The organism is Flavobacterium sp. Leaf82, from assembly GCF_001422725.1.
GTDB lineage: Bacteria > Bacteroidota > Bacteroidia > Flavobacteriales > Flavobacteriaceae > Flavobacterium.
Genome location: NZ_LMMA01000006.1, coordinates 14,788 through 41,671, shown reverse-complemented (window position 1 = coordinate 41,671; position 26,884 = coordinate 14,788). Strand labels below are relative to the sequence as shown.

The 26,884-nt window shown below is 30.6% G+C and carries 16 protein-coding genes; 15 read left to right on the top strand and 1 reads right to left on the bottom strand.

From position 1 onward, the window contains the following. Nucleotides 1-62 precede the first annotated feature (62 nt). The 15 genes from ASF10_RS06320 to ASF10_RS06240 all read left to right on the top strand — a co-directional run bounded on the left by ASF10_RS06320 (nt 63) and on the right by ASF10_RS06240 (nt 24,799). On the top strand, nt 63-4,757 hold the full coding sequence (locus ASF10_RS06320; protein WP_056247123.1) for a hypothetical protein: 4,695 nt from the start codon (nt 63-65) through the stop codon (nt 4,755-4,757). Between the two features lie 261 nt (nt 4,758-5,018). Next, complete coding sequence (locus tag ASF10_RS06315) at nt 5,019-6,581, top strand: T9SS type A sorting domain-containing protein (RefSeq protein WP_056246844.1); 1,563 nt, start codon at nt 5,019-5,021, stop codon at nt 6,579-6,581. A 932-nt stretch (nt 6,582-7,513) separates the two neighbouring features. After that, a complete protein-coding gene (gene tssD, locus ASF10_RS06310) occupies nt 7,514-7,909 on the top strand; it encodes a type VI secretion system tube protein TssD (protein WP_082472390.1) in 396 nt (131 codons plus the stop codon). Between the two features lie 217 nt (nt 7,910-8,126). Beyond that, entirely contained in the window at nt 8,127-9,968 is a 1,842-nt protein-coding gene (locus ASF10_RS06305; protein ID WP_056246840.1) for a type VI secretion system Vgr family protein, read from the top strand. Nucleotide 9,969: 1 nt separating this feature from the next. Further along, nucleotides 9,970-10,989 (top strand): hypothetical protein, encoded by a 1,020-nt coding sequence (locus ASF10_RS06300; protein ID WP_056246839.1) that lies wholly within the window; start codon nt 9,970-9,972, stop codon nt 10,987-10,989. A gap of 5 nt (nt 10,990-10,994) precedes the next feature. Beyond that, entirely contained in the window at nt 10,995-11,645 is a 651-nt protein-coding gene (locus tag ASF10_RS06295; protein WP_131726512.1) for a hypothetical protein, read from the top strand. A 382-nt stretch (nt 11,646-12,027) separates the two neighbouring features. Then, nucleotides 12,028-12,549, top strand: a complete 522-nt coding sequence (locus tag ASF10_RS06285; protein ID WP_056246833.1) for a hypothetical protein — start codon at nt 12,028-12,030, stop codon at nt 12,547-12,549. A gap of 210 nt (nt 12,550-12,759) precedes the next feature. Next, nucleotides 12,760-13,161 (top strand): hypothetical protein, encoded by a 402-nt coding sequence (locus ASF10_RS06280; RefSeq protein ID WP_056246830.1) that lies wholly within the window; start codon nt 12,760-12,762, stop codon nt 13,159-13,161. Nucleotides 13,162-14,082: 921 nt separating this feature from the next. Continuing rightward, nucleotides 14,083-14,874, top strand: a complete 792-nt coding sequence (locus tag ASF10_RS06270) for a hypothetical protein (RefSeq protein ID WP_056246827.1) — start codon at nt 14,083-14,085, stop codon at nt 14,872-14,874. 1 nt (nt 14,875) lies between these two features. After that, on the top strand, nt 14,876-19,093 hold the full coding sequence (locus tag ASF10_RS06265) for a PAAR-like protein (RefSeq protein WP_056246825.1): 4,218 nt from the start codon (nt 14,876-14,878) through the stop codon (nt 19,091-19,093). Nucleotides 19,094-19,154: 61 nt separating this feature from the next. Next, nucleotides 19,155-20,366, top strand: coding sequence for a hypothetical protein (locus tag ASF10_RS06260; RefSeq protein ID WP_056246823.1), 1,212 nt, complete (start codon nt 19,155-19,157; stop codon nt 20,364-20,366). A gap of 27 nt (nt 20,367-20,393) precedes the next feature. Beyond that, nucleotides 20,394-21,596 (top strand): hypothetical protein, encoded by a 1,203-nt coding sequence (locus tag ASF10_RS06255; protein ID WP_056246821.1) that lies wholly within the window; start codon nt 20,394-20,396, stop codon nt 21,594-21,596. 164 nt (nt 21,597-21,760) lie between these two features. Further along, complete coding sequence (locus ASF10_RS06250) at nt 21,761-22,999, top strand: hypothetical protein (RefSeq protein ID WP_056246818.1); 1,239 nt, start codon at nt 21,761-21,763, stop codon at nt 22,997-22,999. Between the two features lie 48 nt (nt 23,000-23,047). Then, on the top strand, nt 23,048-23,722 hold the full coding sequence (locus tag ASF10_RS06245; protein WP_056246816.1) for a hypothetical protein: 675 nt from the start codon (nt 23,048-23,050) through the stop codon (nt 23,720-23,722). Between the two features lie 291 nt (nt 23,723-24,013). Continuing rightward, nucleotides 24,014-24,799, top strand: coding sequence for a hypothetical protein (locus ASF10_RS06240; protein WP_056246814.1), 786 nt, complete (start codon nt 24,014-24,016; stop codon nt 24,797-24,799). A 398-nt stretch (nt 24,800-25,197) separates the two neighbouring features. On the opposite strand, the gene ASF10_RS06235 is transcribed toward ASF10_RS06240, so the two are convergent. Continuing rightward, a complete protein-coding gene (locus ASF10_RS06235; RefSeq protein WP_082472389.1) occupies nt 25,198-26,751 on the bottom strand; it encodes a S41 family peptidase in 1,554 nt (517 codons plus the stop codon). Nucleotides 26,752-26,884: the final 133 nt, after the last annotated feature.

Here is a 26,884-nt window from a genome sequence, read left to right as displayed (position 1 = left end):
CTGGCTAAAATATTAAAGAAGTTACTATGTTTTATTTTACAAAAAAACAGGATTATTTGCTTATGAAAAAGTTTTACAAAATACATTTATCGGTATTATTTATCATGCTTTCGGTTGTTTTTTCTTATGGGCAGGAAATACCTATTCCAAAAGAAATAAGTATTGCTACAGCTTCTATAGATAAAATAGATGTTTCTGATCTTTGGATAGATAAATTATCGAATCAGGATTTGGTACAACTTCCAGTAGGAATTCGTAAAACAATAAGTAATGTTCAATATTCTATTGGAATTACGAAAGCAGTTTTTTCACCGGAATATACTACTTTGACTGTTTTTTGTAGAGTTGATATTCCGCAGAAAGATAAAAATGGACGACCAATGCAATTGTTTTTTGGTGCTGATAATATAAAACTATCGCATCAGGGAGGTATTGTGGGAGAAGCAAAATTGGTATTGTTAGGCAATGTAGATATTCCGTTTAGTGAAAACAAATGGCAGGTATCTCTATATGGTGGTTTTGATATGGCTACCGGAGATGTCAGCGATTTAACTTATGTAACAATTGACTGTGACGGTTTTAAGGAAATGAAAATTTCAGGAGCAGTAGAGTTTTCTAGAAATCTGATATTACCAATTGATCCGTCAACTAAAACCGTTGATGAAAAAAAATTAACAGTTCCTAAAACTTATTATAACGGAAAAACATTTCAGATCCCGAATAGGGTTAGAGGTGATTTTAGTTTTACGGCAAGCAGCTGGAATGATATCCTGGTAAATGTAAGTCTGCAGCCCTTTACATTAAAAGACAAACGAAACGGAAAAGATTTTGATGGTAATTTCCAATTTCTGGTGAGTAATGCAGTATTGGATTTAAGTGATGTGAAAAATGATCCAGCAGTAGTTTTTCCGGAATATTATGCCAAAAATGCACTTTTGGTACCAAGTGAGGAATCCTGGAAAGGTGTATTTATTCAGGCTTTTGATGTTGGATTGCCAAAAGAATTTCAAACTACAGATACCGCTTCCAACAAAGAAAGAATTCATGTGGGAGCACAAAATCTTATTATAGATAAATTTGGAGTTTCCGGAACTTTTTATGCAGATAATGTTTTCCCACTGGATCGTGGTATAACCAGTCAGGAAAAATCGTGGGCATACTCCTTAGATCATATCGATGTAACGATTGCTGCCAATACTTTTGTGAAGGCAAATTTAAGTGGAGAAATTCTTTTGCCAATTAGTAAAGCGAAACCAGAGAAAAAAGAAACTGCCGTTACAGCTCCGCCAATTCCAGCTCCTGTAACACCAGTGACTGCAGCAACACCGGTAACACCTGCAAAACCAGCTCAGACCAATAGAACAGGGCTGACTTATAATGGTTTTATATCCATGGAGGAGCAACAATTAGTTGTGGTTACAAAAGATTCTATTTCTTTTGATATCTGGAAAGCAAAAGCTTTACTGTTACCCAACAGTTCTATTGAGTTAAAATTATTAAACGGGAAGTTTTTACCCAAAGCAAACTTAAACGGAGAAATTTCTTTTGGTACTAACAAAGGAGCATCTGATGAAAAAGATGTTGAAGGGAAAAAGACAGTCGATTTTAAAGGGATTTCTTTTGAAAACCTGCAATTACAAACCGTTTCGCCTATTATTTCTGTTCGAAATATGGGATATAAAGGTACAGTTGCTTTTGGTAATTTCCCGGTTTCGATTGGTAATATAAATGTAGCCATTAACGGGGATAATTCCAGAATCGATTTTGATTTAGGGATTAACCTGATGGAAAGTCTTGGAGCAGGAGCCACAGCCCGTATTGGGATAAAAGGTAAAATGTATGATGACGGCTACAGGCAGCGAAGCAAGTATGATGGTTTAGATTTATCAGCCATAAGCATTAACTGTAAATTTAGCGGATTAACGATTAACGGAAGTCTTATCTTAATGGAAAAAGACCCCGTATACGGAAACGGATTTAACGCAGATCTTGAAGTCGATGTTGCCGGTGTAGTAAATGTAAAAGCCAAAGCTATTTTTGGGCGTACGACTTTTAGATATTGGTATTTTGATGCTGCTGTAAAATGGCCTCCGGTTCCTGCACCGTTTATGATTACCGGTTTTGGTGGAGGAGCTTATTATAAAATGCATCGAAATCCCGATGTAGCAATTGGGGATTTCTCTCCGTCAGGATTGAGTTATACACCTGATGATAAAATAAGTCTGGGAATTAAAGCCTTAATTTATTTTAATATTGGTTCAGAAAGTGTTTGTGATGGTGAAGCAGGATTCGAAATTGCTTTTAACTCAAAAGGAGGTGTAAACAGATTAGCGATTTTTGGGAAAGCAAATGTTATGGCCACAATTCCGGGACTTAAAAATGTTACGGATTTAATGGGTAAAGTAGCTTCTAATGTTACCTCAAAGAAAAGTTTTATGGGGGTAACAGATAGTGATCTTAAAGGTTCTTTTGCAAGTAAATATATACCAGAAGCAAAATTGGCAATTCCGGGAGATTTATCAGCTGCGGTAGGTATAAAAATGGCCGCTGCAGTAGAATTTGATTTTCAGAATAATTCGATGCACGCTACAACAGATGTATATATTAATACCCCAGGAAATTTTCTGTCCGGTATTGGAGAAGGAGGAAGAGCCGTTTGGGGCGTTTTTCATAAAGACCCAAAAGATTGGTATATGTACATGGGAACGCCGGATGACAGATGCGGTATAAAAATTGGAGTTGCCGGAATGTACCTAAAAACAACCAGTTATTTCATGGCAGGAACATTATTACCGGGAAGTCCGCCGCCGCCGGCAGTTGTGGCACAAATTTTAGGTGTTGATGCCAAAGAACTGGATTATATGCGTGATGAAAACGCATTAAAAAATGGAGGAGGGGTTGCCTTTGGCGCAAGCCTTGACTTTGATACCGGAGATTTAAGTTTCTTGCTTTTTTACGCACGTTTTCAAGCCGGAATGGGATTCGATATTATGCTTAAAGATTATCAGGAAGCAAGATGTTCTAATACAGGAGAGCGTGTAGGTATAAATGGCTGGTATGCGAATGGACAATCGTATGCATACTTGCAGGGAGAATTGGGAATCAGGATTAAATTATCATTCTTAAAATTAAAAGTTCCAATTATTTCAGGAGGAGCAGCTGTTTTACTGCAGGCAAAATTACCAAACCCAGTTTGGATGCGTGGTTATGTAGCCGGAAATATGAATGTTCTGGGAGGATTAATTAAGGGAAAATTCCGTTTTAAATTTGAACTTGGAGAAGAATGTCAATTTGAAAATGCATCTCCATTAGGCGGACTTAAACTAATAACGGATGTAACGCCAAAACAAAGCTCTACAGATATAGATGTTTTTGCTGTTCCACAAGCTGCTTTTTCAATGAAAGTAAATGAAGCATTTGTAATTCCTGAAGATGTGGGAGATGTTACCTATAAAGTGATATTAGAGAAATTTAAAGTTTTTGACGGGACAAAAGAAATTCCGGGAGTTTTAGAATGGAGTTCTATGAAAGACAGAGCTAATTTTGTTTCAACAGATATTTTACCTCCAAACAAAGAACTAAAAGTTCAGGTTGAGGTTAGTTTTCAGAAAATGGTAAATGGTTCATTCGAGCCAATAAAAGTAGACGGGAAAGTTGCTACAGAATTTGAAGAAAGATTGTTTACAACAGGTGGAGCTCCTAATCATATTCCGCTTACCAATATTAAATATTCGTATCCGGTTGTTGAGCAAAAATATTTCCTTGAAGAAGAATATCCTAAAGGATATATTCAGCTAAAACGTGGTCAGGATTATTTGTTTGAAGATTCAAATTGGGAAACAAGCGTAAAATTAGATCTCGACGGAACTTCTAATGCTAAAGCAACAGCTTTTAATTATGATACCAGTACAAATGAAGTGTATTATGATTTACCAAATATTGATCAGGAAAAAAAATACAATTTATCAATTGTAAGTAGTCTTAAGCAGAGTGAAACAAGAAATACCACAGCTGCTACAAAAACAAATACAATTAATAATGATGGTAACGACATACAAATAAAAGAAAACCAAGCCGATGCTTTATCTAAGGCAGAAGGTAGTATTGAGCGTTTAACGTATTCATTTAGTACCAGTAAATACAAAACATTTAGTGCTAAAATGAATTCGATAAGTACGCAGGATTATAATTTTTGGCCATTATTTTCAGATGTTATTTACTTAACCAACACTATTTCAAGTCAGGAAGCATTTGATCTTGTTGATCTTCAGGGAGTAAATTACAGTGATAATAAACCAATAATAATTGCACAATCAAAGCTTAATGATCAATATTATACAACAGATATTTTTCCGTATTTGTATAAAGATTATCCAGTAAATGGTAATTATGCTATAAGCAACAGAGACACGAGTGAACTGGGAGTGATTCCTGCAAAAGCAATACCTGTGAACGCTTATTATATGACCAGTATCGAAAATAATGTGAACCAATCCTGGACAAAAGGCAATTTTCCGTATAAATACAATTTGCCTCTAATTTATAAACAAGACTGGGTTGATTTAGACAATCAGATTATCAATGGTTATGTAAATGGTGATACTAGTATTGAGACAATTGCAAAACGCTTTAAGAACTCTACTTTTCAGTTTATGCGTTACGGAAACTATGAAATTGTCATGAAATACAATTTACCGGGAGATAAACAGGCAAACGAGTTTACCTATAAATATAGAAATAATAACAATTTTAGATAGTAAGTTTAAAGTAGATTTTAGACAGATGTCAAGAAAACAACAGAGGCGACCTGATAAAGATCGTCTCTTTGTTGTTAGTTTTAGATGTAATACAATTAGCAAAAAAAAACAAGTAAATGTGGGGCAAACTAAATAGTATTTACCTGTTTTTTTATTTTAGAATCTAAATATTCACCATTAGGATAATAAGATAAATACGATTAAATTAGCCTTCAAAAACATCCTTTAGTCATTAAATTAAAACACCAAAAAACAGATTATATGAGAAGAACTCTACCTATTTTTATTTTAGTATTAACATTATTTAGCAGCAAGGCATTTTCACAAGGCGGAACACTCGATACAAGCTTCGGGTCTGGAGGTAAAGTGCTTACTGGAATCTCTGGGAACAATCAGGCTTATGATTCGGCTTTACAATCAGATGGAAAAATAATAGTAGTTGGTAATACCAATTCTTACGCTGCCGGATCCTCTTTTGTAGTGGCCAGATATTTACCTAACGGAACTCTGGATGCCACTTTTGGGAATGGCGGATATGTAACCACTTTATTTGGAGATCATTGTACAGCACAAAGTGTGGCTTTGCAAACAAATGGTAAAATTGTAGTTGCAGGTAGTACGTATGTTCCGTCACAAAATACATTGTATAGTGATATTATGATTGTGAGATATAATGAAAACGGAAGTTTAGATACCAGTTTTGATGTTGATGGTATAAAAGTTGAAACCTTAGACTATCCGCAATTCGTAAATTCATTACTAATTCAGGCTGATGGTAAAATGATCGTTGGCGGAGCGTTTGAATCTGTAGAAGATCCCGGATTTAGCACTTTTGGCTTAGCCAGATTTAATACAAACGGAAGTTTAGATCAAACATATGGTACAAATGGTTTTGTATTTACTCCGGATCTTCTTAGAGGAGAAATTTTAGATATGAAATTTACAAGTAATGAAAATATTATAGCCGTAGGAAGAAACACTTCTGGCTTAAGTTGTGTAATTGCAAAATATAATGCTAATGGCGAAATTGTAACGAGTTTTGGTCCAAACGGAACTGGGCTAATCGAAGAGGATTACAGACAATTTTCGCAATTAAACAAATGTGTGATCTCAAAAAATAATGATATTTATATTGGCGGTTCATCATTCGACGGAGTAAAATATTGTGGTTTTATATCAAAATATAATGCGAATGGTGTTGCCGATAATTCATTTGGAGTAAACGGTAAAATTCTAAGAGATTTTGGTACCAATATAGCAAGTTTTGCAACTGATATTACAATCGACCACAATAACGCTCTATTGGTTGGTTATGGTGTAGGACTTACAAGTGATTATAATTTTGGGATAGAATCTTATAATTTGAGCGGAGCTTTAAATACATCTTTTGGTACAAATGGGTATTTTACAACTAATTTTGGACCAGGACACGATTACTTTCAAACCATGCTGATTCAGCCTGATAATAAAATTGTTATGGCAGGAAATAAAGGCGGTTTTGTTGTAACCAGACTAAACAATACTGTATTGGCATTGTCAACAATTGATTTTGGTAAAACAGTAAATGAAATCACAATAAGTCCAAATCCTGTAAATGATTATCCAACTTTAACAGTACAACTAGAAGAATCTGCCAATCTTAATGTTGACCTATATGATGCTAAAGGAATTCTGGTTTCTAATCTCGTTAGAAACAAAAACTATAGTGAAGGAGCAACTACGGAAGCGCTAGATTTATCCGGTAAAAATTTATCAAAAGGAGTTTACTTTTTAAAAATAAACGGTAGTGGAAAAGTAGCTAAAACGATAAAAGTTATTAAATAGTTATTTACTGGTAAAATCTACTTTAGTCACAAAACAGAAACCTATTTCGTTATGAAATAGGTTTTTTGTTTTTAGATTGTATGATAAGTTATGTTTTATAAATAATATAAATTTCTCTCCTCAATAATTGGTTTATTTTTCATCTTTTATCAACTTATTTTAAAGATGATTTCTACTCAAAAAAGACAATATTACACGTAAAATGCAAAGAAAAAATTCCTGTTTTGTAAGTTTAACATTAAATTAAGTTTTTGTAATATTTCGTAATTTATTCTATTTAAGTATGTTATGGTTGTTTTTTTTATGTCCATAAATAAAATGGCTTAAATTCGATGAAAAATGAGGAAAACCGTACAATTTTGATGTTTAAGTAGTTTAGATTTGCGCACGAATAAAATTGTACAGATAGAAAATTTCTTATGAAAAAAACTTTACCTATTAACATTTTTTCTTCCTTCATTTTGCTGCTGGCGTGTCATTTTAAAAAAAGCACAGGCAGGAACCTATACCAATGCTTGATGTGGTTTAAAAGGATTAGTTTAAAGTGCAAAACTTTTTGGTTCAATACAAATTAAAAATTATAAATAAAATCACATTCTGGTTCTATTTTGAACGTGCTAGCCATTGATCGTTAGTTGGGTACAAGATCAATTTATGTATTAGGGCTTTTCTATTGATGATTTATTTTTTTTATGAAAAATATTACAAAATATATTATCTTTTTTTATTTATAGTTGTATATTCGTACAAATATCAATTATAATTATCCTTAACTTTCTGTAACAAGGGAGTTTAATAAAAGTACTTTAAGTACAAATGAGGTATTATAAAATCATATAGAATTCTTCACTTTTTGTTTATACTAGTCAGACAAAAACAAAGAGGATTCTAAAAACCAATTTTTAACATTTTACAATCTAATTATTTTTATTATGGCATTTAAAGCAATTTTAGAATTCGAAGGACAGGAGTACCAAGTATTATTTTCAAAAGTTGAAATGATGAGACATACTGATGGTAAAGGAGCAGTTTCATCTGAAATTAAAGGAGGTAGATTAAACTTAAAAGTAAAATCTACAGATAATACTACTGTTATTGAGCAGGCAGTAAACAGTCAGCACAAACCGGTAAGCGGAAAAATAAAGTTTTTTAAAGCTGATTCTGAACAAGTAATGAAAGAACTTTCTTTTGAGAATGCTTTTATTGTTTTCTTCAGCGAGCAATTAGATGCTTTGGCAGAAACTCCAATGGTAACTGAGATTACTTTCTCAGCAGAGAAAATTACATTGGGTAATGCAACATTAGACAACAATTGGGCAAGAGTTTAACTTTTCCCTTTTAACAACCAAGAAGTGGTATGTTACCGCTTCTTGGTTTTTTATTATGCAATTTATTGACACCATTGATTAGTATCACTTCTATTTTCAGAACATGATATTTTTAGCTTAAAATCGAATCTGGTATAAGAACTTTAGAAATAAGAGCTTTAGACTATAATCTATTTAAGTTAAAATTTAAAAAATAAACTTATAACCAAAACATATTATGGTCATTCCTAAAATAATATTTGGTATTGATAGAAAAGAAATCTCGCATTTCACCACTATCGAGCTACACCAAACCATTAATAACCATCATCATTTTAAAATTAGTGTTCCGCATTCTGTGATCGAAGAACCAAGAGCATACACTATGCAAAGTGCTCAAAAATGGTTGGGAGGAGTTTTGCACATTGCCTTTGAAAACAATAATAATTTTTTAGGAATAGTAACCAATATTCAATATGCCCAGGAATTAGGACATGTAGGAAGTCAAATTATTATTTCGGGTTTCTCTAAAACCATACTTCTTGAATCAGGACTCAAACTTAATTGTTGGGAAGATACCAATTTGCAGGATATCATTGAGGGAGTGATAAAAACAGCAGCAGGCGAACAACTACAAAACAACATTAAACCAGAGTTTAGTCACACTTTAGAATATCAAACGCAATACGTCGAAACTGATTTTCAGTTTATACAGCGTTTAGCCAAACAATACAACGAATGGTTGTATTATGATGGAGAAAAACTTTTTTTTGGGAAACCAATTACCACCACAGAATATACAAAATTAATTTATAACAAAGATCTTTATAACCTGAATATTTCTGTTCAGGCAGTTCCCACTCAGTTTGAGGCATTTAGTTATAACGAAGACGTAGGTAAACTATACCAAGCTAAGACCAGAAACGAAATAGAGGGATTTCCTAGATTGGGTACTGATGCTATAGCTGCTTCGCAAAAACTATATACGACATCATCGTTAGAATATGGTCGAATTGCCGCTGGTGACGATATGTATTTGCAAACTATACTGCAAAGCCGTCAGCAAAGTGCGGCAGCAGAATCTAATTTTATAACCGCAACCAGTCGAAACAGAAGTTTACGAATAGGTATGAGCATTAGTATAGATGCCATGCAGGTAAAAGACAAATTAGCGGCATATAAGAGTGGACAAGATATTAACAAAATCAATTATGAAACTAACGAAGTAGGAATCTATATCATCACTGAAATAACTCATAAGGCAAGCGATATAGGCGAGTACGAAAATAGTTTTAAAGCGCTTCCGGCTAAAATACGTAAGTTGCCAGAACCCAACATCGCCTTTCCTGTAGCTCAAATGCAACAAGCTGAAGTAATAGATAACGAAGACCCAAGAGGACAAGGGAGAATACGTGTAAAAATGCAATGGCAAGCTGCCAATCAACAGCGTACACCTTGGTTACGCGTAATGACACCAGATGCAGGAACTAGTGGAGAGGTGAGCACCAACCGCGGTATGGTTTTTATCCCCGAAGTAGGCGATCAGGTTATGCTGGGCTTTCGCTATAACGATCCCAACAGACCATTTGTAATTGGTAGTTTATTTAACGGTAGAACAGGTACTGGCGGTAGCATAAAAAACAACATCAAGAGTATTTATACCCGCACAGGAAGTACCATAACTTTTGACGAAGGCGATTCGAGTATTTTGGTCAAAGACCCTTCTGGCAACAAGTGGTTTATGGATGGCAATGGCAATATTGAAGTTACGGCATCAAAAAACATCACGATTAGTGCAGGAGAAAGTATAATTATGTCGGCAGGACAAAATATTGTGACGACCGCAAAAAAAGATATAAATGTCATTGCCGGAGATAGTATCACAGAAATAGCAAGTGAAGATTACAATCTTACGGCAAGTAATATTATTGAGAATGCTCTGGTAGGCAGAAATTCTAAAGCTAAAAGTATTACTGAAAATATGGAAATTGGTTCTTATATAAGTACTAAAGAATCTATTAATGTAGAAAGTGCCAAAGAGGTAAATATTTATAGCGGTCAACAGGTAAAAATGCAGTAATATGGCAGGAGAAGGCGGAAATATAATACGTAACATAGCGGGGAAATCCTATAAAGAAGCGGAGTCTATTACAAAAGATGCGTCTAAAGGAGCATTAAATTTTAAATCTCCAAAAGAGAACACTTTTTATGGAAAAGATGGTGGTAAAAAGTTTGCGGATTATGTAGTAAAAGAAGAGGAAGAAAAAATAATCTACATAAATGGTCATTTTTATAATGAAGATGGAACTTTTGAAGGCAAGATAAACGAACCTGATTTTGAGGGAAGTGTAAATGACGTTTATGTTTGTGATGGGAAATCTACACAAAAAGATAAAAAAGGCAACGATTTTGTAACATATAATGGAACAGAACTATTGAAAGAAAATGAAGTAAATATTACTCATGAAAAATTCGCAAATAATTCATATTTAATCCACCATGAAGCTTCTTTTACGGGAAATAAAGAAACGGCTTTATGGATTGCACATACTGTAAATAACGCATTGAAAAACAAAAGGTATGACAGAGATGAAAAAACATTTAACGCATTATTTAAAACAGGTTATTCATCGGTAGATAAAGCTGATAAAACAAAAGAGATACCTACAAGTTCAAATGGTAAAAATCATTGTTTTGCCCGTGCTGCAATGATTAGTGTTTTAAAAGGGGATGACGATCCTACTAGTAGTTCATATTTTTGGGATGGATTAGATTTTTTTACTAAAAAAGATGAATTATCTCATCCAAAATTTAAGCAATATAGAAGTGTTAATATTGTAAAAGAACATTTAGATTTAGCTGTTAATTTTTGGTCTATAGATTCTAATAGAGCTAAAATTAATAAAAATGCTATAATTAACTCAATTTTCTCTACAAAAGAATATACACTTAAAGAGGTGACAGATGGGGTCATTTCAAATGAAAAAGGCGTTTTTTCTGGAGCGAGAAAAGCTTCACAAAACAATAAAGCAGTACATGAGAGTTTAAGATCAACTGGTTTTAAATCAGGTACGTTATTCTGGACAACATTTAAAATTTAGAAACTATGAAATTCCCATTTTGCATAATTACAATTATTTTGGTTTTTATTTCTTGTAATAAAATTGGTAGTAAGAACGGTGAAGATATTCCAAAGGATACTATTAAGATACCTACAACCATTTCTGTAGAGAAGAATTGTTTAGAGCAAATTCAGGGTTATAAAGATAGATATGGAATTACATTTTCTAACTATTACCAGGATGAACCCTTAAGTCTTGACTTTGACGATAATAAAACAATAGATACAATTGCTGTTTTAAAACCTTATTATGAAAATAGTAAAGACGATTGTTTTCCTAAGAATTCAGAATTTGATTTCCCTATACTTTTGATAAGCAAAACCATAAATAAGAAGAGTAAAATTTTTAAAATTTACAAAAACGTTTTAAAATGTAATACCCCGGTTTATTACGAAGAAATAAAAATTAATAAAAGTGGCTTTATTATATTTAAAGATCTTACAGGAAATAGTGGTTTTTATACAAAAACATATGTTTCATTTAAGGCTAATGACTTTTATGTAGATAGCATAAATGTTGAGTCCTGGGGTTGGAAACAATATAAAAAAACAATAAAATTTAAAAATAAAACTTTTGAATTATCAAAATATAATAGGACTTACGTTGATTCGATAAGAAATAATTCTGACAATTAAACTTTTTACTATGAATGTTTTTATAAAACTAATTTCAAATTTAAATCATGAGAACGTTTGTAACTAAAAAAACAAGAAGTGTTTTTTCAGTTTTCTTTTTTATTGTTATTGTCTAATTTTTTAACTCTACTCTTACTTTATGATAGATTGCATGTAACAGATTGGTTGGCAAGGAGCGGATATTTGTACTAATGAAAATTGGAAAGAATGGCTATTTATACATCCTGATCATAAAAAAAAATGCTTTTAAAAATTGGTCGAACTCAAATATCCTTGATCAATCAAAATTTGAATCAGTTTCTGTGTTCAAAGGAGATTTTGGTACAACCATTATCTATAAATCAACTTCATTTAGTTTTAAAAATAGCTCAACAGGTAATTTATGAGAATAGCAACAATTTTTTTCTGTCTTTTTTTTAACATGGTAATTGCGCAGAATAATACATCTGACTTTATTCAAAAAAAAATAGAATCATGTAGAATACCAATTAATGATTCTACAAGTGTTTATCATATTCATGAGAATATGTATAACAATGAAATCAATTTTTATCTAAAAACTGAAAATGTAATTACTTCAGAATGTAATAAAAAATCAATAACAAAAAAGTTAACTGATAGATTAAATTTTTCGCAAAATCCAATAATAGAAATAAATAATTATGATGTTAAAAATATTGTCATCAAAGATTTTACAAATGTCATCCCGACCAAGATTATAGCATCAAAGAAATTAAATTATACAAGTATAATAATCGAAATAAATAGTTTTTCATATTCAACAATTGGTAATGGTTACATTTATGTATGCTTGAAAGTTGATAAGAAGGGAAAAGTAATAAAGAAAAAAATATTTGAATCAAAACTTCCTTTAAAAACAAATCGGTATAAGAAAATTTTCTAAAGATCTATGAACATCAAAACAAGTCATTATTAATTCGAGAACATACTGATTTAGGAGAAAGAAACAAAAAGAAGTATTAAGAATATGATAACCATTTAAAACTAAAAACTATGTTATTCACATAAATAACAGAAAACTATAAATATGAAGAAAATAATTGTTTTTATTTTTTTGTTTTTCATCATTTCGTGTTCAAATAGAAAAAATAAAATGGAAATAAAAGAAATACCTAACGTAGAAATTATCACAGGTTCAAAATCTAAAGTTGAGTACTTTGAAGTGTATGACTATGAATCATATTCAATCGAGGAAGCGATGCTAAAAATTAAAGATTTCTATAAAACAACTTTAAAAAATGATACAATTCAAAAGTATGAAGAGTATAGATGTTGTTTCTACACACCTGCATCGAATGTAAGATATTCTTCTTTTGTAGGAAATAATACATCAAATTTTGAAGAAGGAGGAATTCGTGATTGGGATAATCCTTTATTTTATAATATGGATGAATATTTATTTGCAATGATATATCATGATAGTCAAAGTACAAATTATGTTCTATATAAAAATAATAAAATCGTTTTGGATGAAACAGAGAACAATAAAAAATGAGAAGGATAATTTAGTTTAGAATGAAGATTTAGTGGGATCAGCCTTTGGGGTATTTATAATCAAAGAGAAAATTTTAGATATATTAATAATGAATCATATAGAGATTATAGAAAAGACAGTGGTAGGGGAGAAGATTTTTATAGATACTCAAAAATTTATATTTATAAACCTAATTTCAAATTTAAACTATGAGAGCGTTTGTAAGTAAAAAAACAAGAAGTGTTTTTCAATTTTCTTTTTTATTGTTATTGTCTAATTTTTTAACTCTAATCTTATTTTATGACAAATTGCATGTAACAGATTGTTTGGCTGATGATTTAGAAGAAAGTAATAAAATATTTTATTATTATAAAATTCTAAATTTTGAATATGCTACAAGTTTTTTGACTCCCTGTTTAATTAGGTATGTTATTACGATCTTTTTTGTGTCTGTATTTTATTGTATCTGTCTAATTTATTTGAAATTGCATCTAAAGATAAGCATAAAGAAAATGTTTCTTTTAGTGGCATTGACAATTGTTTTTGGATATTTTCTATTTACTATTGAAACATTATTTGAAGAATCTGCTTTATTTAATTTAAATAATCTCTTCAATTTATTAAGTCTTTATTTCGGGTATTTTGTTATTAGTCATTTAGTTGATGTAGGTATATTTATTCTGGTAACGATAATTGCGACATTTCTTTTTTTTAGAAAAAATTATATTATGGGTTAATAATTTTTAAATGTTTTTTTGTTCAATTGCTAATTGTGATATTAGATTTTATAGCCAAAGATATTTTTAACTTATATACAAGTAAAACAAAAACAGAATGATGAAACAGAGAACATTAAAAAATGAAAAGGATAATTTAGGTTAGAATGAAGATTTGATTATTGCCCGATTAGAAATATTTACTCAAGAAAACAACTCATAAGAAATGACTTTTGAAATAACACATAAAATAAACACAATAGTTAATGATATTGCAAAAGAAATTCAAACTTCTTTTAATGTTGAATTTCTTGCTTTAGAAAAAAAATCAACTTTTAATACATACGAAATTAGCAAGACAAAAGTTATTAATAATCCGGGTCATGAAAATACGTATCTAACCTTTCTGGAAAATTTAGAACAGCTTACCTATCCAATTAAAATTCAGACAACAACTCAGGGAAAATTTGTTAAGCTGGTAGAATACAAAGAATGGCTTGAAAGATGGGAAGAAAACACTGCTATTCTAATGGAAGAATATGACGGCAATAAAAATGCTCAAGACATATTAGAAAGATTTAATCTAAATGTATATGATGAAAAAACGTTTACCAAAAATAAGTTTAAAGAGCCTTTTTGGAACTTGATTTTTTTTAATCCGGAAGTAGATGAGGAGCAATCCAGTAATACAGCAATTGATTGGAATATAAAATCTATTGGAAATTTAGAATGTGTTGGAAAAACAAAATTTGTTATATCAGATGCCGGCGAATCATTATTGTGTTTTGAATCTCAGGAAGTCTTAAATGAAAAATGTACCGAAATGATAAATTTTATCACAAACAATAAAGACAATCAAAAGGAGTATGTAACAAACCTAGAAGTAATTACAGCTTTAGATGCGTCACATAAAAAGATAAAATACAAAAGTGCTCTTTTTGAAATTCAAACAGATACTTTATTTCAGTATAAAGAAGAAACATTTTTAAATATAAAGAGAGAAATTAATTCTAAATAATATGGCAAAAGGAGAAATAATAGTAGAAGGGGCTAAATGCTTTTGCTCTAATTCTGTTAAAAATAATAGCAAGGCTACTGCAGTGCCATTAGCCGTTAAAAGTCAGATTAAAAAATTAGAAGCAAACAAGTATTTTGCTCAGGAACAGCCCATTGCTACCAACCTTGATGATACAGCAGAAAGCTTTAATAACGGTGAGGGTTTTGGTGATTGTTACCTGCCGGATAAAAGTAAAAAACCAATGCCATGCAAAGCAAAATGCAACATTAAATATAAAGACTTTTATAAAAATGTAGATTTTGATAAAAGTATGAAAGTACTGCTCGATATATCTAAAGGCACCTGCCCAGGCTATGGTACACCCGGTAATATTGAATTTGCAACGACCGGACAAAAAAAAGCAGTAAACACAATTGATGTAAAAGAAGCAGATTCTTTTACCGTCGAAAATACTTCTGCCCAGTGGGAAACCGCAGATCCTACTAAAGAAGATTCGGTGTCTGAAATCAACATTATTGTTCCGGTTGCAGAAAAACCAACAGGGAAATATTATTTTATAGAAAAAGCAAAAAATACAAATATTTGGCCTTTGACAATGCCAGTTGCAGAAGCTAAACTTCAATTAAAAGCAATCTACAAAGGAGATCCAACAAAAATAACTTGGGCATTGTTTAAAGGCGATGAAGTAAAAGATAAAGTGAAAACTTTTGTAGGTATTGGAGCCAACATTGTATTTACATTAGATAAGCTTTTTAAAGATCTGGACGAAGGTGTGTATCGAATTGAAGCTTATGCAAACCGTCCCGGATATAAAGATTGTGCCATACTTATTGAATATATAAAAGACCATGTCGAAGGAATTACGACACCAGGTAGCACCCTGTTAAAAAACACACCGATTCCTTTAACTTTAAAATTTAAAGCAAGTTCATTAGTAGAAAAACAAAAAATACTTAATCCAGCATCATTAAATCCGGTTTATGAAACGTCTCCAATTGCCAGTTGGAGAGTAACTTGTAAGAATGTAGTAATTTTTAATAGCCAGATTAGCAGTGAATCTAATCTAATTAAAGTAGAGACAAAAACGGGGGCACTAGGTATTTTTACCTTCAAAAACCCTGATGAATATCAAGTTGAGGCCTACACATCGCCCAATGATACGAGCCCAATAAAAATAACCTTAAAGGTTTTAGAATCTTTAGGGGTAAATACCGTAAAAGGAACCTGCAACCAACTGTTGCGATATAATGAGAGCCTAAAAGTAGAAGTTAGCAAGTTTAATGTTGAATTTTTACCCACTAATAATACCAAAATGCAATGGTATTTGCAAAAAGATGGCATACGATTAACAGCTTTTGAAAACGCTGCCATTTCTAAAGAAAAAAGCATCAATAAGCCAATCAACCAAATACTCTATTATGATGCTCATGGAGGCAATAATTACTTTGGTAAATATGCTATAGAAGGATACGGAAAGCCAACCAACCGACCTTTATTTAATGCATCAGACAGTTTTTTCTTTGAGGTAATAAGAAACTCTATAGACAAAGTTACTTTGCCAAAATCGATACCCAAAGGCGCTAAAGTAAAAATTGAAACCGCAGCGCGAATTATGCCGCTGATTGGCGGTGAAAAAATAAATTTAGAATTGCCAAATGGTGTAGTAGACAATCATGACGGAACAATTACATTTAATAGCGAAGGAGAGTTTGAAATAGCCGCCTATCTTACGGGAGAACAAACCCTTGATACAAGAGTAAAAACAAAAATAAAAGTAGCTACGCCAGAATTAAAACGTGCCCTATGGTCATATGGAACAGGTTATAAACGTACCGAAACCGGATATAAAGAAGAAACTCATGCCTTTGTAGAAATTGTAGGATTAGAGAATCAATCGATCACCATAAAAGTTTGGGTAAGAGGAGCAAGGGAATCTTTTTATTTGGAACCGGCGACCTATATGCTCGAAGAAAAAAAGATAACTCTTAACGACAAAGGTATTGGCTCATTTAAAATCATTACTGACGAGAAGTATAAAGATAAAATAAAAAAAGCGGTACCGGCAACAACCGAAGTACCAAACCCAAATATAAGTTTGATTTTTACCGTAGAAATGCCAACTGGAAGTCAAGGAGCAATCGCCTTGTCAGGCGATATGGCTATAAAAAACGGCAAACCAGTCGTGGGAACAAAATTTATAGAGGTACTAGACAGTAACGAAGAACTTGCAGTAACCAACGAGAAAAAAATAAACCCCATATTTTTTACGACAGAAGATGGTAAAGGCGTACAGCAAACCCTTACACATCAGGCTAAAACCCACAAAATATGGGTGCATACTGTAAATATGCAGGAAGAAGAACTAAGAGTTGATGTTATGAACCTGGTACATTCTGACTGTATGGAGGAAAAAAACGGAATCATAACAGCATTGCAAAGCATACAGGAATATAAAAAGAAAGTGGGCATTGACGGGTTATTAGAACTCCCTTTTACAGCCGAAGAAAAATACCTGACAGATGCAGAAGTAAACCCTGTACGTTTTAGTGTGCAAGTAAGCCGAAAAGTAAAAGACCCAAACGACGACAAAAAAGAAGTTTATATTTTTGAAGGTGATCAACTGGCCGTGATGTCTCATACAAACGCAAGTTTCGTACGAAGTCCTGACATGAAAACTATAGGTATAAAAGCCACCAAGCAAGACAAAACTTCTTTTACCAAAGAAGAAAAAATAGCCTTGAGAAAACAACTCATCTGTTTTAAAAACACAGCTTTAATAGTAGAAAAAAGCATTTTAACTGAGGAAGCTATAGATAATTGTACTGTTCCTGTAGTGATAGATTCAGAAATGGCAGAGCTTGTAAAAGGGAAAAGCTGTTATTGTAATAAAGACTTAACTGAAGAAGACTTACGAGCTTTGGTAAAAACAATAAATGGCAGAGAGACTATTTGGGGTGGCGAAAATTGCAACATAGATGACAAAAGTTATAAATCATTAACGTTCCAGCTTAATGCAATGTTTCGTAAATACAACATTAATGAATGTATTCAGAAAATTGCATTTTTAGCAATGACAAGTGTTGAAACTGGATTCTTTCAAACCACTGGGGAAATCGAAGGAGATACAAATTCAAGCCAATATTTTTATAAAGGAAGAGGGATTTTACAGTTAACAGGAGACGGAAGGAATCCTGTAATCTATTCAGATTATCAGAACAAAATAGGGAATGCATATAACATTATTGAAAATCCAAATTTAGTCTCTCAAAAATTATTTTTATCAGTAGATAGCGGAGGCTTTGTTTGGAATCATATTAAAGCACTTAAATGGGAACCAAGGGCAAAAAACAATAAAGATAAAGATCAGGCTGAATATGAAGCAAAAATGAAAGCTTTTGAGTGGAAAAGAAATAAATTTGCTAAAGGATTGTCAAAGAATTTAAATGATATCGCCTTGATGATGAAAGAAAACGAAGAAGACTATTTCTTTTTGATTTGTCGTTTACTTCAGGGATACGCACCTACAAGTACAAGCGATTATCCAGCCACACTACATTTAGATAGAAGAAAAGAAAATTTACAAAAAATAAAAACTTGGTTCAAGTATGATAAAAGCGTTTGTGAAAATAAGTTTGTCGTTCCTCTTATTTTAAAAGATCCGACTTTAAACTATGTTAACGTAGCGATTAGTCAAATAGGAACTAAAGAAATATCAGGAAAAGGAAGTAATCCAGAAGTAGAGAAGTACTTCACTGAAATTGGGTATGTAGATAAGAATGGAAAATTAATTTATACTGATGATACATCTTGGTGTGCGGCTTTTGTTAATTATTGTTTGAAAATAGGCAATCCTGAAATACCAAGAAAAAATGCTTTAAATGCAGTTTCTTTTTCTTATTCCGATTATGAGGAAGTTACAACTCCATTTTATGGATCATTTATGGTAAGGGCAGATAATGGTACATTTTATAAATCAGGTTCTCAGGGGCATGTTTCAATTGTAATAGGAATTAAAAACGATGCCTATGCTCAATTAGGTGGTAATCAGTCAAAACCTGGTGAAGATGAAGGATTATACGTGAATGTAGTTTTAAGAAAAAAAGCATCAAATGTTAAATATTTTCATCCAATTGGAGTAGTCAAAATTCCTTTAAGTGAACCACTTGTCGAACCAAGTGAAAAAGAGGTAGGAAAAGATACTAGCAAATCAGATAGATAAAAACATACTAAGTAATTTATAAACATTTTTCAAAATATTAAATAACATATAAATCATAAAAATGAAATATTTTAATAAAATTTTAATTGTTCTAGTTATTAATTTCTATGTAATTAGTTGTGCTCAAGGAACAAAAAAACAGGTGAAAAAAGATAGTACTATTAAGATTGAAAGTGATAACAATATGGAAAAAGAGATATTAATACAACAGCTAAAAGGAGGAAGATATAATGGTGGTGATGAATTTGAATCTTACGAATATTCAGAAAAAGATTTATTAGCATCCTTAAAACGCATTTCAGATATATTAAAAAGTCATGGTTATAAAAATATCCCAATTAATGAATTTAATGAAAAGATAAAAAAAATATTTGGTAGAATTATAGCTAATAACTCTAATAGTAAATTTTTATCTGTAGATTTTTTTGAAAAATGTAATAAAGACCTTGTCTTTAGTCGTTTAAATATTTATCAGAATACTTTTATAATTAAAAACGATTGTTTTATTACTGATTTATATGCTATTCCTGAAATAATAGACTATAAAAAAGAATATCCTGATTTAAAACATGTTGAAGATCAGAAAATATATAGGAATGAACCAGACTTAGGACAACAAATTGAAATCCCTCATTGGAAAGATATTCCAGACCTTGAACTAGAACGTAAAAATAACATCCAAACTCTAGTTGCCCGCAACATGTATTTATTCAATGATAACCGTGCCTATTTTAAATGGTTACTCTTAAATGATGAAGATTTTATGGAGAAGTTGGTAACAAATTTTGGTTATTATGATGATAAGGAATTGTTGAAATGGGTAGTTAAGGATAATGTTAGATTTATTAAAAAAAATTCACAAGATTTAGATAAACTTTTTTGGAATAAAAAATGCGATGGAACAGTAAAGCTAAATTTAGAAATTTTCCCTGTTTTAAAAGATATTATTAAGCCTAATGATATTGATTATTTTGAGCCTTTAAAAGAATACGTCATGTATCTTTTAACCAACAAAGAAATAAGAAAGGAACTTCCGCTACAAGATCGGGCAAAACTTTTGGCTCATCTTGTTTATTTTGGCGAGCAATATCGCTATGATCAAAATTATAATGATCAAAGCTTTTTTATGCAACGAATAGAACTATTTGATTTAGATGGATCTTTAAAAAAAGAAATCAAAAATAATAATTTCTACAATTTGCCTAATTACAAGAATTTATATAAAAAATCCGAAGAATATCAGGACAAACTAACTGATGAAAATGGAGGTTAGTAGTATGTCATTAAAAATGTCAAATTAATGAAAATAAGAAATATAATATTAGGTCTTATAATTTTAGGTTGTATCAGTTGTAAAAAAAAGAATGATTCAAAAATCAATCAAATTGGCGCTGTAAAAAACGAAACAGCAATAAAAAATGAGAGTTTTCTAAACATATTAATTGAGCAGGTTAAATCAGGAGCGTCAGAAGAATATAGTAGTTATGAAAATTATGGGGAAAAAGACTTAAACGCTCTTGTTATTATTGAAGACAGTATACTGAAAAGTAATGGGTTTAAAGCAATTGAAACTATAAAATTCAATGAAAAAATAAAAAAAATATTTAATAGAATAATTGATAACAATTCGGAAAATAAATATTTAAAAATTGATACTTACAAAGATAATATTTGTGATAAAAGCCTTCTTTTTTATCCACGTTCTGCAGAATATCAAAATATTTATATTTCAAAAATAAATAAATTCATAACATATTTTCACCCTCTGCCTCAAATAATTGATTATGTTAATTTATATCCTGAATTATCAAAATATGAAGAAAAACCATTTACAATTGAAACAATGGAAGGGAAAATGGATATTACTAGATGGAAAGACATTCCTAATTTGAAAGATCAACGCAAAAAAAACATTCAAACACTTGTTGCTCGCAACATGTATTTATTTAACGATAGTCGAGCTCATCTTAAATGGCTAATATTAAACGATGAATATTTCATGCAAAGCTTGGTTACTAGTTTTGGTTATTATGAAGATAAAGAATTGTTGAAATGGGTAATAGAGAATACAACGTTTGATAGTAGAAAGCCAGAAGAATTGGATGAAATATTTTGGAGCAAAAGATGTGACGGTACTATAAAATTAAATACCGAAATATATGCCGCCTTAAAAGAAATAATTACACCTAAAGACAATAAATATTTTGAAGCTTTAAAAGAGTATGTCAACTATCTTATAATCGATAATGATAAAAAAAATGAACTTTCAAATAACGACCGAGCAAATCTTTTGGCGCATCTGGTTTATTTTGGTGAACAATATCGTTATGACGAAAAATATAAAGATCAAAGTTTTTTTATGCAACGTATAGAACAATTAGATTTAGGTCATAGTCTAAAAAAAGAAATTGAAAAAAATAATTTCTACGGTTTACCCAATTACAAACAATTATACATCAAATCTTCAGTATATCAAGATGAACTTGTTCAGGAATTGATGTAATTAAAATTAGTTATAAATATTCTTATAAAAACCTTTATGAAAAATCAGAGGAATATCAAGATCAACTTGTTACTGAATATGGAGGGTAACAAGAATCTTTTAAAACAGAATAAAGCTGAAGGTTTTATATAAACCTTAAAAATCAAAAAAAGGTTATTACTCAAATGAAATATTTTAATAAAATTTTAATTATTCTAGTTATTAATTTCTATGTAGTTTGTTATGCTCAAGGAACAAAAAAAGAGGTGAAAAAAGATTGTAGTAGTAACATTGAAAGTGACGATAACATAAATGATACTATTATAGAAACAGTTTTAGCCAAGCAACTTAAACAAGGAACTACCCAAACTATTGATGAAGCTGGTGCAGGATTACCTAAAATTCAATTCGGAATAGACGAATTAGAAGCTACATTGCAAATAGCCGATGAAGTATTGAAATTAAATGGTTTTAAAGCGCTAGATAAAGATGATTTTATAAAAAAGGTTAAAAATGTTTTTGGAAGAATTATAGATCCTAAATCCAAATCAATTTTTTTACACGTTAATTTTTTCGATAAATGTGATAGAGATTTTGTCATGTATAATAATAATGAAATAGATTATGACGGGATATTTATAGAAAAACAGAGAAAAATAATTCTGAAATTTTATTATATACCTGAACTAATTGATTACCAAAAACAATACTCTAAATTAAATAATATTGAAAATACTAAAATAATAAGAAAATCAAGTATAGATAATTTAGAAATTGAAATTCCTCACTGGAAAGATATTCCTAATTTGAAAGATCAACGTAAAAAAAATATCCAAACTATTGTTGCCCGCAACATGTATTTGTTTAACGATAGCCGTGCCTATTTTAAATGGTTACTGTTAAATGATCAAAGTTTTATGGAGAAGTTGGTGACAAATTTTGGTTATTATGACGATAAAGAATTATTAAAATGGGTAGTAGAAAATACAAAATTTGACAGCAATAATTCAAATGAATTAGATAAGATATTTTGGAATAAAAATTGCGATGGAACGGCAAAATTAAATTTAGAAATTTTCCCTGTTTTAAAAGAAATTATAAAACCAGGAGATGCTAATTATTTTGAGACATTAAAATTGTATGTAATGTATTTGCTTGAAGATAAAGATAAAAGGAACGAACTTTCATTACAAGATAGATCAAAATTATTGGCTCATCTTGTTTATTTTGGTGAGCAATATCGATATGATAAAAATTATAACGACAAAAGTTATTTTATGCAACGAATTTGGATGCGCGACATTGACGATTCTGTTAAAAAAGAAATAATTAGAAATAATTACTACAATTTACCGGATTACAAGAATCTTTATGAAAAATCAAAGGAATATCAAAATGCACTAGCTGACGAGAATGGAGGGTGAAAATGCGTATCTAATCTAATAATCTTAAAAAAAAATAAAATATAGAACATGAAGAAACTAATCTTTTTTTTATGCATAGCAACAAAAATATTTTCCCAAACACATGAATTGAAATATCAATGTCATACAGATATGAACGATGAGAAATATAATTTAATTCAGCAATTTGATGAAAAAAGATATTCGTATACTGTCGAGAAAGTGTTTGATGAAAGCATATATTCAAACGAATCAAAAGTCAGTCTTACTATTTGCTTAAACCCGGAGACATTAAATACTGAAAAAATAATTTCAAAAAACAAAGACTATTTTTTCTCCGAATTAGATTACTATAAAAATATCACAACAGACGGGAATTATAATTTAGATGTAGAATTCATATCAAATAATAACATTAAGGAGATTGAATTAGATATTAATGGTGAAAGAAGCAAGCAAAAAATTTCAGAATATATACTACAAACAAAACTGGATAAAAAAGCGTTGTACAAAGTTTGGTTTTTAGAAAATCTGTTTTTAACTCATAATATGCCATATAACAAAAAACAATTAATGCCTGATTGGACAATTATCTATTATGCATTTAAAAATTCTAAGATTAACAAACTTATATATTCCGTAGAACAAATAGGAAAGGATCAAGGTGGACTAAAAGATACCTCTGTGATTAAGTGTAAGTTGTTGTATTTTAGAGATATAAATTCCATAGAATGTAAAGAATAGTTTCTCATAGAATAATCAAAGCTTTTTATGCAACGAATAGCGTTATTCGATTTAGACGAATCTATAGAAAAAGAAATAGAACGTAATAACTTCCATAATTTACCGGATTATAATCGACTACATGAAAAATATTAAGAGTATTATTATAAAATTATTGATGAAAATGATGGGTAAAAAACTAAACTTTTTCCTGAAAACGAATATTAGACTTAAAGAAGAAAACATACTTTAAAATAAGGGGGCTAATTTAAGAAAGGTGAAAATTTATTTAATTATTGCAAATTAAAATTTATGAAAGGTAGAAATATAATGATTGTAATAATTGTTTTAATTATTGGAATTTCGATTTACAAAAAAGACCTAATAATTAAACTTTTTGAAACAAATAAAGAAAACAAAAAAAATAATTTGAGTAATCAAAATGAGAACTCAATTGAATCTCCCACAGCTATTGCTTATGAAGAAGTTACTAGATATGAGGAAGATACTTTAAATGAAGAGCAAAGTATAGTTAAAGAGATTAAAGATGGACTAGATTACCTTGAACAAGGTGAAAATTTTGATGAGAAAAGATACTATATAAAATCATATCTTGAGAGCTATAAAGGATTTAATAAATCTTTCTCTGTAAATTTTGTTAATAATCTTAAAAAAGATCCAGATTTAATTATTGATATTTTTGAGAAACATCATAGTTTATTTTATAGTTTAATAACTCGTCGTACTTATAAAACATTTGACTTTGATAAAGTTGTTATGGGGTTATTAATAAGTTATAACGATATATACTCAAGTCCAGATTATAAAGAAAGACTAGAAGAAATATATAAAATAATGAAATTTCAAAATGGTCGAGATGATGATGCAAAAAATTTTTATTCAAAAATAGAACCTTTCACGTCACATGAATTTTTACTAAATCTTGAGGAAATAAGATTAATTTCTGGGAAACAATTTGCGGATGGAGATATTGTTTGGTTTTATAGTTTTTGGGCAAGAAGATACAATGAGAATAGTATTAATCAGGTTTATACGGTAATAAATGAAATTAACAATCATTATACTGAGGACAATTAATTAGGCTTGACTAATTTTTTTTGATTATTGAAAAGGATTGAAGAATGAATGGTAACCAGTAAAAAATGTAATGCGAGTGTTTTCATAGTCACGATAGTATAAAAAAAGAAATATATAAAAAGTTTGCGAAGTTTTTTTATACCCGATAGCTTGTATATACACAACAATAGTGCGGAAATTCTTTCCATGCCTTAAAGGGAGTTGACAATTTATAAAACAAAAACTCGCAGTTATGCTAGTTTTTTGTGTATTGAAATGAAAAAAGTAATTTGCTTTTTGAAAGAATATACCAGTTCTCTGGAAAAGAATTTAAGCAACGAGTTTCATTAAATGCAAATAAATAAAGCTCCAGATTTCTCTGAAGCTTTCTCTTGGTTTTATGAAGTAAAAAAAACAAATTATTTTGTTTTTATAAGTTTAAGCGTAAACTCCATTTGTGTATCCTTATGTTGTAAAAAATCATCCAGAGATGGCCATACTTCATAGTCAGGCATAATACCATGACCTTCTGGCTGATTATCCTTTTTTGGGGCATCCTGTACCAGGTTTACAATCGAGAATTGTGTTTTTATCTTCGAATTAGGAAGTTCATATACCAGTGGTGAATGTCCGTTATGACGATAATAGCCCCCAACCGTTTCTACACCAACTATGGTGAGATTTTGAACATACGCTTTTACCAGAGAAGCAAAATGTGAAGCAGCTGATGCCACATTTTCATTAATCAAAAGATAAACCTTGCCTTTAAACGCGGGCGATTTAGGATGATAAACCGGATTGTATTTTGGGTTTTGTACACTTATATTGTTTTTAAAAACCGGATAGACATCTTTTAGGTATTCTTTTCCCATTTTTTTAGAAATACTATCCATTCGTTGTGATGTCGAAACACCCCAGAAATAGTTCTCGAAAGGCAACAAGTTAGGGTCGAAGATTATAGTGGCTTTTTCGTTTTCTTTAAATGATTTATCGGTAAGGTACATTACAGGCTGTTCAAAGTTAGGGTCGCTGCCGCCGGGATTATTTCTAACATCAATTATCAGATTAGAAACCTTGTTTTTGTCCAGTCCTGTAAAAACGCTATCCAAAAACTTAACATAGATTTCAAACTTAGGATCGTCTGATCCGTATGCCATACCAAACCATCTTATATTTAATAAACCTGTAGCCGGATTAAGCATGCGAAAGCTGTAAGGAGCTTGCTTTTTATAATCTATCAAATCAGTAACAGGAGCACTAAATCTATTTTTAAGGTTTGTTTCTCTTTGGTTAAGCGTTACTGCAGGAAGCACCTTTTTTTCAAGAGATTCAGATTTTGGCGAATTGTATTCTATAACAAATTCATTATTAAGACCATATTCCAGCAGATAGTTTATCCCAAACGATTTATTTACACTGGCTGATAATTTTTGTGTAGTGTTATAACCATCTGTTGTATAATATTTATAAAAAGATCGCATCAATTGTGCGTCATTTACTCCGTTTATGCTTCTGATCCTTGAACCTGGCGGTATATCTGATGATTGACCATCAAAAATAATTTGTCCGTTAATATACACAAGAGGATAAGGGAAAAATGATTTTTGGCGATTCAGAAAATTCATTAAGTCGAGATCAGGAATGGTATAATTATGTAGACTTCCTTCATAATCTGCCAGATGGAGCATAATTTTGTAAAACTCAGTAATGCTCATAGGCTTTTTAATACTTTTAATGGTAGTATCGTAAATGCTGTCTATTTGTTTTTTAGAGCGATATTGGTATAAGCCGGAGTTTGCTTTTTTGTTTATAGCAAGAAGTGTTTTAAGATCCTCATGCATCTGTTTTTCCGAAAGCATTTTATTGTACAGCATTAAACTATCCTTCGGATTCTTATCAAAGCCTTGCGCCTGAATTTTATAGCACAAGAAAAATAATATTGTAAAAATTGGTATTAGATTTCTAGTATTCATAATACATTAGCTATAGGTTATAGTATTTTTCAGTTTGCCCAGTTAATTATAATTATATTTTGTTCTTTTTGAAGTGTTTTACTTTATTTTTCAACTCTATTCTTGTGATAAAAATAAGATAAAATTTGTAATA